The following is a 15,458-nucleotide window of genomic DNA, read 5'->3' on the forward strand; positions in this document are numbered from 1 at the left end:
TTCTGTGTTCTTTTTTTGTTTGCAAATTTTGACGAAACCTAGAAGTTTTGAAGGAGATTTTTCGTATTTTAGCGAATCTTTTTAAACAAAATTGTTTTAATGAATGCTGGTCATGAATAAGGGTATAAAGGAGGGATATGATGGAACAAAAAACAAAACGTTTTGAGCAATATAAACCCCATGTGAATTTACAGGCAGTCCTGTCAGCAAACGGCCGGTTTATCTACATATCTGCCAACTGCAAAGAAATGCTGGGCTACAAGCAAAACGAACTGATCGGTACGTATTTGAAGGACTATTTACACAAAGACGATCTTTTTCTGGTAGAAAGCTATTTTTACAATGAGCATCATTTGTTGCCATGCACGTTTAGATTTGTAAAAAAAGATTACACATTGATTTGGATCGAAGCAGCGATTGATTTTGTGACGACACATGTTGGTGAAAAAGAGCGGGAAATTGTTCTCAAAATGAAAGTGTTTGAAGACCGTCCCTCTACTAAGAAGAAGAATTCTCATGAGGAGACCGGACCGGAAAAACCGGGCGCAAATCCGGTCAAAGAAGAATTTCAAGCGATGATTGAAGGGTTACCCAGTCCTTTGTGTATCAGTGTTCAAGGGAAAATTGTCTATGTCAATGATGCATTTGTCAGTCTTCTCGGAGCAGAACATCAACAGCAAATTATTGGCAAGTATTCCTACGATTTTATTGAGAAAGAGTATCATGACATTGTCAAAAATCGCATCATGAGAATGCAAAAAGGACTTCCTGTCGGAATGATTGAGCAGACATGGAAAAAGCTGAACGGTCAGAAAATTCATCTTGAAGTCAAAGCGGCCCCGACTGTTTATCAAAACCAAAAAGCGGAACTGATATTGTTGATAGATATTTCATCAAGAAAGAAATTTCAAACGATATTACAAAAAAGCAGGGAACGTTACCAATTGCTGATCCAAAATTCAATTGATACAATAGCTGTTATTCATAAAGGCAAATGGGTATTCATGAACGAATCAGGGATTCGTCTGTTTGAAGCGAAATCATATGAAGATTTAATTGGCAAAAATATTGATGAACAGCTTCATCATTGTGACCATGAAGAAGTGAAAGCAAGGCTGAAGCGAATCGTGGATCGCAAATCTGAATCTGAAATCATTAAACAAACTTGGCATACTTTTGGCAACCGCCTCATCTATACAGAAATGGTCTGTATTCCGACGACATTTTTCGGTGAAACAGCTGTTCAAGTCATCTTAAGAGATATTTCTGAACGAAAACAGACAGAAGAGTTAATGGTGCGTTCTGAAAAATTGTCAATTGCCGGTCAGCTTGCCGCCGGAATTGCTCATGAAATTCGCAACCCGCTCACAGCGATTAAAGGATTTTTACAATTGATGAAGCCGACAATGGAAGAAAACGAGGATTATTTTAATATCATTTTTTCTGAATTAAGTAGAATCGAATTGATTTTGAGCGAGCTATTGATGCTAGCAAAACCTCAGCAAAATGCATTGCAAGAAAAGCTTGATCTGATCAAACTGATTCGCGAAGTAACGGCTCTCTTAGAAACACAAGCTAATTTGAACGGCATCATCATGAATACGAATCTCTCAAATGAAAAGGTTTGTATAAAAGGGGATCAAAACCAGTTAAAGCAAGTATTTATCAACCTGATAAAAAATGCTGTTGAATCAATGCCAGATGGCGGTACTGTTCATTTAAGTGTGACAGAAACGAAGCAAGCTGTGACCGTTATCGTTCAAGATGAAGGAAAAGGAATCCCCGAACATGTTCTTAAACGGATCGGTGAACCTTTTTTGACAACGAAAGAAAAGGGAACAGGGCTTGGACTAATGGTTACCTTTAATATTATTGAAAACCACAATGGTACAATCGAAATCGATACTCAAGAAGAAAAAGGCACAACGTTTGTCATATCTTTTCCAAAATAAAACAACGGCTCAAAAAGCCGTTGTTTATGTAGTCTCAATCGTCTGTCTTTTCTTGAATACAAATGATTCCAGTCGATCAAGTCCTTCCCGCAGTGTATCGGGTGAGTATGCATAAGAAATCCTCACATAACCTTCCCCATACTTGGAAAACGAGCTGCCCGGTACAATTGCCAGTCCCTCTTCCTTTAGAAGTGATAAGCAAAAATCAAAAGAAGGCATTTCAAACGATTTAATTGAAGGAAAGATATAAAATGCTCCTGACGGTTTAATGACATCAAGCCCCATTGTGACAAGTCGATCATAAACATAGTCAAGCCGTTTTTTATATTGTTCCTTCATGATCAGTGAGTCATCAACGCCATTTGTGACAGCTTCTATGGCTGCTTTTTGAGAAATGGAAGAAGCGCATGAGACATTGTACTGATGGACTTTTAAAATGTGTTTAGCCACCTCTTTTGGGGCAAACAAGAACCCGATTCTCCAGCCGGTCATACTGTGGGATTTGGAAAGCCCGCCAATCACAATGGTTTGATCCCTTAAAACGGAAGCAATCGAGTGATGCGGCCTATCAAAAGTGAGTTCACTGTATATTTCATCTGACAAAACAAACACATTCCGTCCTTTTAAAAGGGCGGCAATGTCTTTTAGTTCGTCTTCTGTAAGTGTCATTCCGGTCGGGTTTGACGGATATGAAAGCAGAACACATTTCGTCTTTGGTGTTAGAGCTTCTTCGATTAACTTAGCTGTTAATTTAAAGCCGTGGGATGTGGTGTCAATGATCAGCGGAGTGGCGCCGCACATCCTAATAATCGGTTCATAACCGGGATAAACAGGACCTGGAAGAATGACTTCATCACCCGGTGATAAAATCGTTCGAAGTGTTGCATCAATCGCTTGGCTCGCTCCGTTTGTAATAATAATTTCGCTATCTGCTTCATAATTTAACTCGGTTTTCTTTTTCATATATAATTGGACAGCCTGACGCAATTCCGGATATCCGGCATTATGCGTATATGATGTATCATTGTCATCTATCGCTTTTTTTGCAGCTTGCTTTACATGATGGGGGGTGAAGAAATCAGGCTGGCCAATTGTCAATGAAATGACATTTTCATACTGGGACACAAGGTTTGAAAACTTACGTATCCCCGAGATTTCAATTTGTTTTACATTTGAATTTAGCAAATGTTCCATTTTTCATCACCTTAACAATATGATCTTTTATCTTAATTTTACCATCATTAGTTGAATTGTCATCTTTTAAGCCATGTATATGCAAAAAACAACATGGCTAGAAGAAAAAAAGAAGACAATCAAGTGATTGCCTTTCAATACCCATATTCTGAATCAAGGTTTTCTTTCCAAGAGAGATAAGTTTGCTCAACATTTTCTGAACATGTCTTCACCATTTCTAAATAAATGGTTTTACTGATTTCTTCCATCACGGTGACTTCCTGATCTTTGATCATAATCATAGTTCCCATCATCAAAACACCTTCCTTGTAAAAAATCCTTCATTATTGTAACATGAAATCTTTGGAATTCAATGTCCATATTGTGAGCAAAACTTTAAATTTAGTTTAAAAAAATGTGATCAATATTGCTTCAAAACGGAAATTGCTAGTAACATATAAAAGTTAGGAGGTAGAAATTTGGAATTAAGTAAACATGAAACAGCGCCTATTTTAGATAGGAGTGAATATGCGGGGATTGCACCACGTTTTTTAGCTTATTGTATTGATCTGGTAATATCTATTTCTCTGTTACTGAGTATATTTATGGCAACGGAAAAGCTCTTGAAAGATGATAGCATCTTTGATTGGGCAATCGGTTTTTTGCCTGATTCAAATGATCCTGAGTCCTACTTTTGGAATACGGTCTTGATGCATTTGATCTACTTGGGCGCTCTGGTGATTGAGGGTGCTGTCAAGGTTTTTCCTGGGTTTATTATTTTTTTTCTTTATTACACACTGATGGAGTCATCGAAATGGAAAGCAACCATCGGTAAAAAAATAATGAGAATTCAAGTCGTGGATAAAGTAAAGAGAAGAAGAATTTCCTTTGGCACTGCTGTTGGTCGGTTCTTTGGGAAATTCAGTTTATCCCATATGTATTATATCGGTTTTATTTTTGCCTTTTTTACTAAGCAACAGCAAACACTTCATGATCTTTTAGTTAAGACAATCGTTATAAAAAATCTAAGTACACATTCTAGCTGAAGAGTGCTGTGTTGTTTCAAAAGGACAATAAAGGGGGTTTTTTTAATGAATATTCAGCCAGAACAAGAGAAAACATTGAAAGATGCCCAGAAAAAAGGTATAGCATTGTTTTTGAGTTTGCCGATCCTTTCATGGGCACTATATGATTTTGCGAATACGATCTTTTCATCAAATATTGTCACAATCTTTTTTCCTTACTATTTAAAAGAGGCTGTCGGAAATAGTGCTAATATGGATCAACTGGCAAGCACGTTTATTTCATACGCAAATTCTGCATCAAGTATCTTATTGGTGATGTTTACCCCGTTATATGGTGTTTTGATCGATAGGACAGGCAGGAAAAAACGGTATATCGCTCCGTTTACACTCATTTGTGTGACGTCAACTATTTTAATGGGAGTATTTGCAGGCGTTTCATTTTCACAAAAAATAGCAGGTGTTCCATTGCAATTACTAATCGTGATCGTCCTGTTTGTGATCGCAAAGTTTTTTTATAACTCCAGTTTAGTGTTTTATGATAACATTTTGCCTGATTTAGGAACAAAAGAACAAATCCCTCTCATATCAGGGTTTGGAATTGCTGTCGGCTATATCGGTACATTGGTAGGATTAACGGTTTATGCTTTCGTAGGAGACCATCAATTCCATCGAGCATTTATTCCGTCCGCTCTATTAGTTTTATTCTTTTCCCTTCCATACATTTTGTTTGCAAAGGAGAAACGGAAAACGGAAGCAATTGAGAAAAAATCGTTTTTTAGCGGATACAAAGAAATCATTAAAACTTTTAAAGATATTCGTTTATATCGTTCCGTTTTTTTGTTTATGATCGCTTACTTTTTTCTCAATGACGCGCTTGCGACAACCGTTGGGATTATGGCAGTCTATTCAGCGACAGTATTTGGTATTGCAGGTAAACAGTTCATTGGGGTATATCTAGTCTCAACGATATTCAGTATTATCGGATCTTTTTTGTTAGGGTATGTCACCAAAAGGATTGGCGCAAAAAGAGCGGTCAGCCTTGTGGGTATTATCTTAATTATTGCTTTAACAATCGGTACCCTTGCCACATCAGAATCGATGTTTTGGATAGCAGGCGGATTATTTGGGGTCGCGCTTGGAGGAAGTTGGGTTACCTCAAGAACATTCATTATCGAACTAACACCTCCGCATAAACGCGGTGAATTTTTCGGTATGTTTGCATTGTCTGGTAAGATTTCTTCCGTCTTTGGTCCATTAGTTTATGGTTCAATTACATTATTGTTCCATGATTTAGGGAATGTAGCAAGCCGAATGGCATTTGGTTCTTTGATTTTATTGACTTTGGCTGGTCTCATTGTTCTTCGACGTGTAAAACCAAATTGAGCAGAAACATCAACTTTTACATAAAGATGCCGATATTAAAAATAAAATAGATATAGATAGAGAGGGATATCCGTGTCTTTAAATAAACAGGAGATTTTATTAAGTTCTGGAACCAATGAATTGGAAATTGTCAAATTTGAAGTTGGCTGCAATATATTTGGTATCAATGTAATGAAAGTGAGAGAAATTATTCAACCTGTCGAAATTACAAAAGTACCTCATTCCCAAAGACATGTGGAAGGAATGATCACACTAAGGGGAGAGATTCTTCCTGTAATTGATTTATTCTCGTTTTTTGGAGTAGAGCATGGAGAAGAAGAAGAAAAGCAGGAGAAATATATCGTAACTGAGTTTAATAAACGCAAAATTGTTTTTCATACAGGTCCGGTTTCTCAAATCCACCGGGTTTCATGGGAAGAAATTGAAAAGCCGACTGCATTGAATCAAGGAATGGAAAGGCATCTTACCGGGATTATAAAACTTGATGGAACAATGATTTTCTTACCTGATTATGAAAAAATTATTTATGATCTGGAATCTGAATCAGGTGTTAACCCGTATGAAGTAAAAGACGAGACATTTGATCAGCGAAGAACATCTAAAAAGCTGGTGATTGTTGAGGATTCTCCTTTACTTCTCCGTCTTTTAGTAGAAAAATTAAATGAAGCGGGCTACAACAATATCATCTCATTTGAAAATGGAAAAGAAGCTTATGATCACCTGATGAACATGATTGAAGATGGAACACCGCTTGATCAACAAATTGATTTAATGATTACTGATATTGAAATGCCGCAAATGGATGGACACCGTTTAACAAAGCTCATCAAAGAAAATCCGTTAAGCGGTGGGATACCGGTCTTGATTTTCTCTTCACTGATCACAGATGACCTTCGCCATAAAGGGGAGAAAGTCGGTGCTGATGAACAGATTAGTAAGCCAGAACTGAACGAGTTAATTGAAAAACTGGATAAATATATTATGAAAAAAAATTAACAAAAAGAGCCTCAGAAAGAGGCTTTTTTTGTTCATCAAAAATAACTCTCACCGAGGCGTTTAAATACTGGTTTTGCCGCTTGTTTTCGGCTTGTCACAAGTGATTTTTCTTTTAATCCCGTATAGTTTTGGAGAAGCTGTTTCGCAATGTACAGAGACATTTGCGCTCTAGGATTCCGATATGAATGATTAAGTGTACCTAAGTGTGGGAGATTTTCGAAGTCTTCTTTAGTTGGAGGCATATGAAAAACGTAGTCTCCGAGAGATATAAGTACATCTGATTGCTGCTGACTAAATTTTGGGTTTTTTGAAAAGTGGAGCCCAATCTTTTTCCCTTTCCCTTCATTGATCAGTTTTTGTAATGCCTTTTTTTTCAGGAGATATAGGAATTTGGGATTAGTTGCTGTTTTAGCGTGACGATTGACTGTATAAATTGCTTTTGAAAGGTTTTCAATTGTTGGTTTTAATTCTTTAGTATGATTATAGTCGTCCATTTTTTGTCTCCTATCCATGCTTTCCTCATCACCTCCTAAAGATGTAAGGGTTATGTCTAAATTATACGAAATACAATGGAAAATGCAAATATTTCATAAAAAATACGCAATTTTTTTGTTAAATTGCGTATTTTTTTCTTTAGTTGATCGAGTTCATTTTTGCTTTTGTATTTTTTTGTCTTTTTAATGTTTCATGAACATCAATTTCTGCAGTCTGAATGCTTAATTTTGGCAAGGTTATAAAATAATACAAACCTGCTAAAAGTATAGTAGCTGCCAAACCGTAATATATATAATTGATATTACTAATCATTGCAGGGAATAACAGAGCAATCAGACCGAGTGCTGAAGACTGGGCGATCATCATCAGCGGATCTGTCCAGCCGCTTACTCTCCCCATTAATCTAGGATGAACAATTTTAGGAATCCAGCCTCCAAGTGCAGTATTAACAGGCCCAATACATGTTCCAGCCAAAAATGCAGCAGCATAATAAACAATTAATTGATCTGTGAATCCTAGTAAAATAATGAATGCTCCTGCAATCAAAATGGGCACTGACATCAAGAATTCCGGTTTCACTTTTTTAGCAAGCAGAGCTCCGGTTACAGCTCCTATCAAAAGTCCGCTGCCGAGAACAATAGTAAAAAGTGATGTATGCCATTCATATGATTCAGGAGAAAGTATATATTTCATTTTAAACATGGGTAATACAGCTAATCCGCCGCTGACAAATCCAAAAACAAAGTACCCGAATACTAAAGATGCAAGCAACTTGCTTTTTAAAATATAAACGATACCTTCTTTAAAGTCATGCATGGAATCTTTCACAGCAGAGTTTTTCCAGCCGTTTTTTCCATTTGGCTGCCTTGCTTCAATCGGTATATCACAGGAACGGATTAACAGACCAGATATGATAAAGCTGATAAAATCGAGAGCGATTGCTCCATGCAGTCCGATTGTTTTATACATAAAGGCTCCAAGCCCTACACCAAACAGCATAAATAAACTGAAAAGCATTTGATTAAGTCCAGCGGCTTTTACATATTGATCTTTTCGCAAGATAGCCTGAACCAAACTTGCTTCAGCAGGAAAGAAAAATTTTGTCACCGCACTTCTGATAAACAGAACGAACAAGACAAGCGGAATCGATTCGAGAAATAATACAAAAAAGAGAACGACAGTCAATCCTGCTCTAATCCAATCACAGTTTTCGGCCACTTTCTTGCGGTCAAAACGGTCAGCGACCACACCAACAATAAAGAAAACAAAAATCGTAGGGAGTGAATACATCAGTTCAGCAATTGTCGTATAGACCGGCTGGCTACTGAACCTATCGAGCAAGAAAAAAGCGAAAGCCAAATTCCCCACTGTTGTTCCCATTTGCGAGGTAAATGCTGCAAAAAAGAGCCGAAGAAAATTACGATTTTGAAAGATATCCATAAATATATATGCTCCTTACTCTAAAGGTCCTATTATATTTTAATACAAGATGGGGTGATTGTTCAAATATGCAGAGTGTATTTAGGGTGTAATGATCACTGGGGTGCCGTTTGGGACAATCGAAGCCAGTTCTCTGACATCTCGATTATACATTCGAATACATCCTTTTGAAACAGCTTTTCCAATTGAAGACGGGTTATTCGTTCCATGAATCCCATAACCCTCTTTTGATAGTCCTAGCCAATATGCACCGAACGGTCCACCGGGATTTGCCTGTCGATTGACAATGATAAACTCACCTTGGGGAGTTTTCTTGACAGTTCTTCCTATGGCTACTAAATAAGTTTTTATCAATCTGTCCGACTGATACAATTTCAGTGTTTTATTCCTAAGAGAGACGACAATCTTGTAAGGGATGGTGTTGGCGTCTCTTAATCCATCTGAATTTGTCCTGCTTTTCCATGGTTCTCTGAATTCCATTTAACAGACATCTCCTTTTTGCTAAAAACGAAAAAAGAGCTTGTTCCGTTGCATTTATTAGACGAAAAAAAGCTTTGGAAGTTTCTTTTTTCATTAATATCAGGGTAGGTAGTTGTTTCCTTTTTTAAAATATATGCCTGTATTCCTCTTTTTGCGACAAAAGCCTTGTCATTTATCTTATTCACATTTTAGTTCAAAAACAGTTATTTCAGGTTTTGACAAAAATCGCAGCGGTAGTCTTGTTGTCCCAATGCCGCGATTGACATAGATTTGCATCCCATCTCGTACATACAATCCTTCCGTATAGATTTTCCCATATGGAGGGGTAATGAGTGGGCCAAATAGCGGGAGCCTCACCTGTCCCCCATGGGTATGACCTGATAATTGCAAATTGACAGGGAAATCTGTGGCAACTAACGCAGCATCTGGCTGATGAACAAGTAAAATCGAAAAAATATCCTTACTAAGTTTTGATAACACTCCTTCAACATTCGGTTTTCCAAGCATGAAATCATCTAGTGAGGCAATCTCAATCACACTGCCACTGCTTAATTCAAGTTTGATCAAATCATTTCGTAAAACGTGAAAACCAGCGGCTGCCATAAGGTTTTGATAAATAGTTGTTCCATAACCGCCATGATCATGGTTTCCGTAAATCGCTAACTTTCCACATCGTGCATGAAGCTTTTTTAAGACGAGACCGGCTTGTTCATGATGTGGGAAGTGAGGCGGATCATCAATTAAATCTCCGCTAAACACGATCAAATCTGGATTTAAATTGTTTACTTGATCGACTATTTCTAATAGCTGATGAACTGTAAAGTCATGACTTAAATGAGTATCACTAAACTGGACAATTCGAAATTGATGAAAAGCTTTAGGGATAAGTCGATGTTGAATAGGAATAACATTTGTTTCAAGCATACGGGGTTCAAGAAAACGGGCATAACCCAATGTAAACCATCCTGTTGTAAAAAGACCGAGCAAACCTTTTAAAAAATCTCTCCTAGTTAAATTTTTCATCATCAACCAACCTTTAATAGAATCCATACAGTATATCTTTTTAAAAAGCAAATTAGGACAACCCCTTAAGAAAAGTTAAACTTTTTTAAACAGTATGATAAAATAGATAGTGAATGATGATTCATTCATGACAAGGGGGATAAATGAAAATGGACAGAAAAGTTGTGATTGTGACCGGAGGGTCAAATGGTATGGGAAAAGCAATTGCTAAAAAGCAGGCTGAACAAGGCTGGAATGTGATGATTACGGGGAGAACGAAAGAAAAGCTTGAGGCTACGAAACAAGAAATTGAAACGTTTCCGGGACAAGTTGGGATTTTCCAAATGGATGTCAGATCTGTTGAAGAAGTGGAAGCGATGGTGAAGGAAACGATTGATTGTTTTGGGACAATTGATGCTTTGGTAAATAATGCAGCCGGAAATTTTATTTGTCCAGCTGAGAAACTGTCTGTTAATGGTTGGAAAGCCGTCATCGATATTGTTTTAAATGGAACATTTTACTGTAGCCAGTCTGTTGGTCGTTATTGGATCAAGGAAAAGAAAAACGGAATGATTGTGAACATGGTGGCGACTTATGCATGGGGTGCTGGAGCTGGTGTTATCCATTCTGCAGCAGCAAAAGCCGGCGTTTTGTCGTTGACGAGAACGCTTGCTGTTGAATGGGGGAGAAGATATGGTATTAGAGCAAATGCTATCGCACCCGGTCCGATTGAAAGGACAGGCGGGGCCGAAAAACTGTTTGAATCAGAGGAAGCAGCAGAGCGTACAATGAAAAGCGTTCCTTTAGAAAGACTCGGAACTCCTGAAGAAATTGCAGGACTAGCCTCATATTTGTTGTCTGAACAAGCTGCATATATAAATGGAGAATGTGTAACAATGGATGGTGGTCAATGGCTTAATCCGCATCCATTTTAAAATGATCAAAGCGAGAGGCGTTATGGTATAATCAGACAAAGACTTGAGAAGCTGGTGATATACCATGTTGGATCCACTTGACATTTTAACAAATATTGAAGATGTTATCCCTTATTATCAAGCTGTTTTCAGTGCTGAAGAGCAAAAAGTGATCGGCTATGAAGTATTGGGACGCATTAAGATGAAATCTGGAGTGAAGAGTCTAGGGGCGTTCTTCTCTGACCCGTCAATCCCAGAAGAATATAAAGCTGAAGTTGAATTAAGGGTCGTTCGTCAAGCACTGGGTGCCTTTTTAGACACCGACTGTGACCTTTTAATTTTTATCAATCAAGACGCAAATGTGTTGATGATGGATCATGGAGAAGGATTCCTCAATCTTTTGATGGAGTATAAGGAAAAAGGTATTGAGCTAGATCGTTTCGTAGTCGAAATAACAGAGCAGAATTTCGAAGGAGATATAGAACAACTGCATCATGTACTAACATATTACCGTACATATGGTATTAAAGTGGCTGTTGATAATATTGGTAAAGATAGCAGCAATCTCGACAGAATCGCACTGCTTTCGCCAGACTTGTTGAAGATCGATCTACAGCCGCTTAAAATGGCTTCTCCTTCACCATCCTATGAATATGTTCTTTATAGTATATCATTGCTTGCGAGAAAAATCGGTGCGGCATTATTGTACGAAGATATTGAGGCAAACTTCCAACTTCAATATGCTTGGAGAAACGGGGGCCGCTTTTTTCAGGGACATTATTTACAATCTCCACAACAACAATTTGTTAAGAGGAATGTCTTAAAAAAACGTCTAAGGGCTGAGTTTCACCAATTTATTTCACATGAGAAAAAGAAGCTAGAGATTTTGTTTGAGCAGTCAGACCAGTTTGATAAAAGGATTCATCAGTTGGTGACCGATCTTAAAAAAGGGAACCAAAGTGAGGATGATTTTTTACTCGGTCTCGGAAATGGACTGACCGACTGCAGTTTTAGAATCTATATGTGCAATGAAGATGGTGTTCAACTAACGAAAAACGTCTATAAACAGGACGGGGAATGGATATTTCAGCCGGAATACATCGGGAAAAATTGGAGCTGGCGTCCGTATTTTTTGGAAAATATCATCAAAATGAGAACGATGAGAAAAGGGTTTTTCAGTGATTTATACAGTGACAATGAGACAGGAGAAATGATTCGGACGTTTTCTTATCCGATGGATGACGAGCGGTATCTTTTTATTGATCTGCCGTATTCCTATCTTTATGAGCAAGATGGTCTGATTTAAAGGAAGTTTTAAACTGCACTTCATTTTAACGATTGGAGTGCAGTTTTTTTATTTTCTGTCATTTTGGGGTTGACAATGAAATTGATAATCATTATCATTTAACTGTAGAGAGATATCCTCTCTGTTCCCCAACCCCTTATCAGATCAAGTATAAAAAAAACTTGGCGCTGCCCCCGCCAAGTTTTTTTGTTTACAGAAACAATCAGGAATAAAACAAGCCAGATGATCAATAAATTTTACTTATGAGCACACATACTGGTAGTTGTCCTAGGGAAAAATGATTTTGTGTATACTTGTTCATTGAAAACTCACACTATAAAAAACAGTTTTTCTTTTTCGCGATTCGAAAGGAAAAATGTCATCAACTGATACTTTGTGGTATGATGCGTGTAGAACTTGTATTATAATTAATACTTGTTGATCCTGAAGTGTTTTTGAAAGGAGTCTTTTTTAGAATGTCACAATTAATGGGTATCATCACGAGACTGCAGAGTCTTCAAGAAACTGCGGAGTCCTCGGGCGAACCGACACAACGCAACTTTGAAGTAAACGGGGAAAAAGTATGTAGTGTGAAATATTTTGAGAAAAACCAAACGTTTGAATTAACGGTCTTTCAAAAGGGAGATAAGCCTACAACATTTCCGTTTGATAACATTGATATGATTTCAATCGAAATCTTTGAACTACTTCAGTAATAAAGGCATGATAAAGCTTTTCCAAGCGTCGTTTTCCTGAAAGCTCTCGGTTAAAGTATTTATCTTCGGTATAGATCTTAGATGTAAAGGAGCATTCAAATGGCTGATTCCTTTCTTTTTTACAATCTTTCTGAAGATCAAATGACATTTTCTGAAGTCATTGAGAGACTGAAAACGTTTATTCGTCAAGATCCGCGTGCAAGCTATCTTTTGTCCGTCGGAACAGACTCACAGATTCACAGTCATGCTACAAAGTTTATAACCGCTGTTCATTTGCATCGAAAAGGCAAAGGAGCGTGGGGTTGTTTAAAACATACAGTTGTGAATCGACCGATAAACAGTCTGAGGGAAAAAATCTCGCTGGAAACAGCCTACAGCCAAGAAATTGCAGGATATCTTCTTCACGACTATTTGACTGAAATCACGGATCTGCTCCTTCCTTTTACAGATGAGGGAGCAGATTTAACCCTTGAAGTTCATTTGGATATCGGGAAAAAAGGGCTGACAAAAGATTTGATTCAGGAAATGACTGGACGGATTACATCGATGGGGATCAGTGCGAAAATTAAACCTGACTCCTATGCAGCTTCGAGTTATGCAAACCGCTATACAAAATAATTTTTCTAAAGAAAAGTGTCTATATGTCGAAATGTGCGGTTGACGTTTAAAACTCAATTTTTTATTCTAACCCTATAGAGGCTAAAGAGAGATGGTAGTTTCTGATTTAAGCAAATCAATAGGGAGCTGATTAAGAATGGATCGCTTTTCAGAAGAAGAGAGAAGGCTGTTACTTAATGTCCTGTTAGATCATGAATACGCGGTAGAGTTACTGAGCAGTGAGATCAATGATATAGAAACGGGTTCAAAACGTGTGGATAACCTCACCTATAAAAAATTGGTTACCTTATACGACCGTGTTCGGTCAGAAAACTAACTCACATTATATCTATTGATACTCGAGAATTGAGTATCTTTTTTATTTCATGGTCAGCTCTAAATCAATCATCAGTCTTTGAATAAGAGGAAATTTTTCGACAAAACCTGATAAAGTTTATATTATTGTAATATAGGGAAAAGACTTGTTGCTAGATTAAAGTTAAAAAGGAGTCGAAGAATCTATGATTAGTTTGCAGTCAGATGAACTTCTTGAAACAACAGTCGGTCAACATATGATTGACGCTGATAAAGTTGCTCATGTCCAGGTTGGAAATAACTTAGAACATGCACTTCTAGTATTGACAAAATCCGGTTATACAGCAATTCCTGTGCTTGATGCGTCTTTTCGTTTACACGGATTGATCGGAACCAACATGATTATGGATAAGATTTTTGGTTTAGAAAGAATTGAGTTTGAAAAGCTGGAAGATATACATGTCGAAGAAGTGATGTTAACTGATATTCCCCGTCTTAACATAAGTGAGCCTATTTTAAAAGGGTTCGGAATGGTCATCAATCATGCGTTTATTTGTTGTGAGAATGACGAAGGAGTTTTTGAAGGGATTTTTACACGTCGTGTTGTTTTGAAACAGTTCAATAAATATATTCGAACATTGAATAAATAGGCGCTGAAGCGGCCTATTTTTCATTTCTGCCGCTTTTAAGCTTGCGAAAGAAATGACAGGTCGATTACAATCAATGATAAGAGAAACTTATCGAAAAGAGGAGTGTACATGCAGCTTCAGGAGCTACATATGCTTGTCATCTTGGCAGAGGAATTAAATATGCGCAAGGCAGCAGAGCGACTATTTGTTTCACAACCAGCGCTGTCCCAGCGGCTGCAAACGATTGAAAAATCATGGGGAACGAAAATTTTTCTAAGATCACAAAAAGGTCTCACTGTAACATCAGCAGGAGAAAAAATTATTCAGTTTGCAAAAGATGTCACAAGAGAGCAGGAAAAGGTCAAAGAAAATATAGATGAGTTAGAAGGAGAAATCCATGGTACCTTAAAACTTGCAGCAGCATCAATTATTGGTCAGCACTGGCTTCCTAATATCTTGAAAACTTATGTCAAACAGTATCCGAATGTTAAGATTTCACTTATTACTGGATGGAGTAGTGAAATGCTGAAAAGTCTATATGATGATCACATACATCTCGGAATTATTAGGGGAAATCCGGAATGGAAGGGTCCTAAGCATTATTTAATGACTGATGAACTGTATCTTGTCGATACTGAAATCAGAACAATTGATGATATTGCGAAAACGGAACGGCCGTTTATCCAATTTAAAAGTGATAGCACTTATTATCAACAAATCCAGCATTGGTGGCACCAGAAGTTTAAAATGTCACCAAAACAAACGATTATCGTCGATCAAATTGAGACATGCAAACAAATGGCATTTAATGGAATTGGCTATGCGATCCTTCCGTCTGTCACACTTTCCGATAGCGGCAGTCATGTTCATAAAATTCCTTTGCTTGATACAGAAGGAAAAGCGATTGGAAGGGATACATGGTTGTTAGGGTATGAAGCTGCTTTTGAGCTGAAACAAGTACAGGCTTTTTTAGAAATTGTCGAATCTCTACTAAAAAAACGAATCATGTTTTAACAACCCAGTTTTCCATAAGGAAAGCTGTTTTTTTATTATACT

The 15,458-nt window shown here is 37.5% G+C and carries 15 protein-coding genes and 2 pseudogenes; 11 read left to right on the forward strand and 6 right to left on the reverse strand.

The window, feature by feature from the left end:
- Nucleotides 1-140 precede the first annotated feature (140 nt).
- Nucleotides 141-1,952 carry a PAS domain-containing protein gene (locus HOO54_RS09010; protein ID WP_172294460.1) on the forward strand — a complete coding sequence of 604 codons (1,812 nt, stop codon included), beginning with the start codon at nucleotides 141-143 and terminating at the stop codon, nucleotides 1,950-1,952.
- Here HOO54_RS09010 and HOO54_RS09015 read toward each other — a convergent pair.
- Both HOO54_RS09015 and HOO54_RS09020 read right to left on the reverse strand, forming a co-directional pair.
- Nucleotides 1,933-3,146 (reverse strand): annotated as a pseudogene (locus tag HOO54_RS09015) (aminotransferase A). The gene HOO54_RS09010 and the pseudogene HOO54_RS09015 overlap by 20 nt on opposite strands.
- A gap of 134 nt (nucleotides 3,147-3,280) precedes the next feature.
- Nucleotides 3,281-3,436: a hypothetical protein gene (locus HOO54_RS09020; protein ID WP_172292297.1), complete on the reverse strand. Its 156-nt coding sequence runs from the start codon at nucleotides 3,434-3,436 to the stop codon at nucleotides 3,281-3,283.
- A 168-nt stretch (nucleotides 3,437-3,604) separates the two neighbouring features.
- Here HOO54_RS09020 and HOO54_RS09025 point away from each other — a divergent pair, with 168 nt between their 5' ends.
- The 3 genes from HOO54_RS09025 (at nucleotide 3,605) to HOO54_RS09035 (ending at nucleotide 6,529) form a co-directional block, all read left to right on the forward strand.
- Entirely contained in the window at nucleotides 3,605-4,171 is a 567-nt protein-coding gene (locus tag HOO54_RS09025) for an RDD family protein (RefSeq protein ID WP_172294464.1), read from the forward strand.
- A 45-nt stretch (nucleotides 4,172-4,216) separates the two neighbouring features.
- Entirely contained in the window at nucleotides 4,217-5,533 is a 1,317-nt protein-coding gene (locus HOO54_RS09030) for an MFS transporter (protein WP_172294466.1), read from the forward strand.
- A 72-nt stretch (nucleotides 5,534-5,605) separates the two neighbouring features.
- The gene (locus tag HOO54_RS09035; RefSeq protein WP_172294468.1) at nucleotides 5,606-6,529 is read left to right on the forward strand and encodes a chemotaxis protein; all 924 of its coding nucleotides are present in this window, start codon (nucleotides 5,606-5,608) and stop codon (nucleotides 6,527-6,529) included.
- Between the two features lie 35 nt (nucleotides 6,530-6,564).
- Here the strand turns inward: HOO54_RS09035 and HOO54_RS09040 are convergent, their stop codons facing one another.
- From HOO54_RS09040 to HOO54_RS09055, 4 genes and pseudogenes are all read right to left on the reverse strand, one after another.
- Nucleotides 6,565-7,023: a YkyB family protein gene (locus HOO54_RS09040; protein ID WP_172299449.1), complete on the reverse strand. Its 459-nt coding sequence runs from the start codon at nucleotides 7,021-7,023 to the stop codon at nucleotides 6,565-6,567.
- A gap of 139 nt (nucleotides 7,024-7,162) precedes the next feature.
- Complete coding sequence (locus HOO54_RS09045) at nucleotides 7,163-8,464, reverse strand: MFS transporter (RefSeq protein ID WP_172294470.1); 1,302 nt, start codon at nucleotides 8,462-8,464, stop codon at nucleotides 7,163-7,165.
- A gap of 81 nt (nucleotides 8,465-8,545) precedes the next feature.
- Nucleotides 8,546-8,902 (reverse strand): annotated as a pseudogene (locus tag HOO54_RS09050) (L,D-transpeptidase); the annotation flags it as partial.
- A 219-nt stretch (nucleotides 8,903-9,121) separates the two neighbouring features.
- On the reverse strand, nucleotides 9,122-9,967 hold the full coding sequence (locus tag HOO54_RS09055) for a metallophosphoesterase (protein WP_172294474.1): 846 nt from the start codon (nucleotides 9,965-9,967) through the stop codon (nucleotides 9,122-9,124).
- Nucleotides 9,968-10,116: 149 nt separating this feature from the next.
- On the opposite strand from HOO54_RS09055, the gene fadH reads away from it, so the two are divergent.
- The 7 genes from fadH to HOO54_RS09090 all read left to right on the forward strand — a co-directional run bounded on the left by fadH (nucleotide 10,117) and on the right by HOO54_RS09090 (nucleotide 15,416).
- Nucleotides 10,117-10,881, forward strand: coding sequence for a 2,4-dienoyl-CoA reductase (gene fadH / locus HOO54_RS09060; RefSeq protein ID WP_172294476.1), 765 nt, complete (start codon nucleotides 10,117-10,119; stop codon nucleotides 10,879-10,881).
- Nucleotides 10,882-10,945: 64 nt separating this feature from the next.
- Entirely contained in the window at nucleotides 10,946-12,166 is a 1,221-nt protein-coding gene (locus HOO54_RS09065) for an EAL domain-containing protein (RefSeq protein WP_172294478.1), read from the forward strand.
- Nucleotides 12,167-12,621: 455 nt separating this feature from the next.
- Nucleotides 12,622-12,861: a YkuJ family protein gene (locus tag HOO54_RS09070; RefSeq protein ID WP_172294480.1), complete on the forward strand. Its 240-nt coding sequence runs from the start codon at nucleotides 12,622-12,624 to the stop codon at nucleotides 12,859-12,861.
- 99 nt (nucleotides 12,862-12,960) lie between these two features.
- The gene (locus HOO54_RS09075) at nucleotides 12,961-13,479 is read left to right on the forward strand and encodes a ribonuclease H-like YkuK family protein (protein WP_172294482.1); all 519 of its coding nucleotides are present in this window, start codon (nucleotides 12,961-12,963) and stop codon (nucleotides 13,477-13,479) included.
- A gap of 136 nt (nucleotides 13,480-13,615) precedes the next feature.
- Entirely contained in the window at nucleotides 13,616-13,795 is a 180-nt protein-coding gene (gene abbA, locus HOO54_RS09080) for an antirepressor AbbA (protein ID WP_172294484.1), read from the forward strand.
- Nucleotides 13,796-13,979: 184 nt separating this feature from the next.
- Nucleotides 13,980-14,423, forward strand: a complete 444-nt coding sequence (gene cbpB / locus HOO54_RS09085) for a cyclic-di-AMP-binding protein CbpB (RefSeq protein ID WP_172294486.1) — start codon at nucleotides 13,980-13,982, stop codon at nucleotides 14,421-14,423.
- 108 nt (nucleotides 14,424-14,531) lie between these two features.
- On the forward strand, nucleotides 14,532-15,416 hold the full coding sequence (locus HOO54_RS09090) for a transcriptional regulator CcpC (RefSeq protein WP_172294488.1): 885 nt from the start codon (nucleotides 14,532-14,534) through the stop codon (nucleotides 15,414-15,416).
- Nucleotides 15,417-15,458: the final 42 nt, after the last annotated feature.

The sequence above is a fragment of the Bacillus sp. WMMC1349 genome (assembly GCF_013155385.1).
Lineage (GTDB): Bacteria > Bacillota > Bacilli > Bacillales > Bacillaceae > Bacillus.

What these genes read in the sequence shown, in the direction of transcription:
- HOO54_RS09010 (WP_172294460.1), top strand. Translation starts at nt 141, where the DNA reads ATGGAACAAAAAACAAAACGTTTTGAGCAATATAAACCCCATGTGAAT.
- HOO54_RS09020 (WP_172292297.1), bottom strand. Translation starts at nt 3,436, where the DNA reads ATGGGAACTATGATTATGATCAAAGATCAGGAAGTCACCGTGATGGAA.
- HOO54_RS09030 (WP_172294466.1), top strand. Translation starts at nt 4,217, where the DNA reads ATGAATATTCAGCCAGAACAAGAGAAAACATTGAAAGATGCCCAGAAA.
- HOO54_RS09040 (WP_172299449.1), bottom strand. Translation starts at nt 7,023, where the DNA reads ATGGACGACTATAATCATACTAAAGAATTAAAACCAACAATTGAAAAC.
- HOO54_RS09045 (WP_172294470.1), bottom strand. Translation starts at nt 8,464, where the DNA reads ATGGATATCTTTCAAAATCGTAATTTTCTTCGGCTCTTTTTTGCAGCA.
- HOO54_RS09055 (WP_172294474.1), bottom strand. Translation starts at nt 9,967, where the DNA reads ATGAAAAATTTAACTAGGAGAGATTTTTTAAAAGGTTTGCTCGGTCTT.
- fadH (WP_172294476.1), top strand. Translation starts at nt 10,117, where the DNA reads ATGGACAGAAAAGTTGTGATTGTGACCGGAGGGTCAAATGGTATGGGA.
- HOO54_RS09065 (WP_172294478.1), top strand. Translation starts at nt 10,946, where the DNA reads ATGTTGGATCCACTTGACATTTTAACAAATATTGAAGATGTTATCCCT.
- HOO54_RS09070 (WP_172294480.1), top strand. Translation starts at nt 12,622, where the DNA reads ATGTCACAATTAATGGGTATCATCACGAGACTGCAGAGTCTTCAAGAA.
- HOO54_RS09075 (WP_172294482.1), top strand. Translation starts at nt 12,961, where the DNA reads ATGGCTGATTCCTTTCTTTTTTACAATCTTTCTGAAGATCAAATGACA.
- abbA (WP_172294484.1), top strand. Translation starts at nt 13,616, where the DNA reads ATGGATCGCTTTTCAGAAGAAGAGAGAAGGCTGTTACTTAATGTCCTG.
- cbpB (WP_172294486.1), top strand. Translation starts at nt 13,980, where the DNA reads ATGATTAGTTTGCAGTCAGATGAACTTCTTGAAACAACAGTCGGTCAA.
- HOO54_RS09090 (WP_172294488.1), top strand. Translation starts at nt 14,532, where the DNA reads ATGCAGCTTCAGGAGCTACATATGCTTGTCATCTTGGCAGAGGAATTA.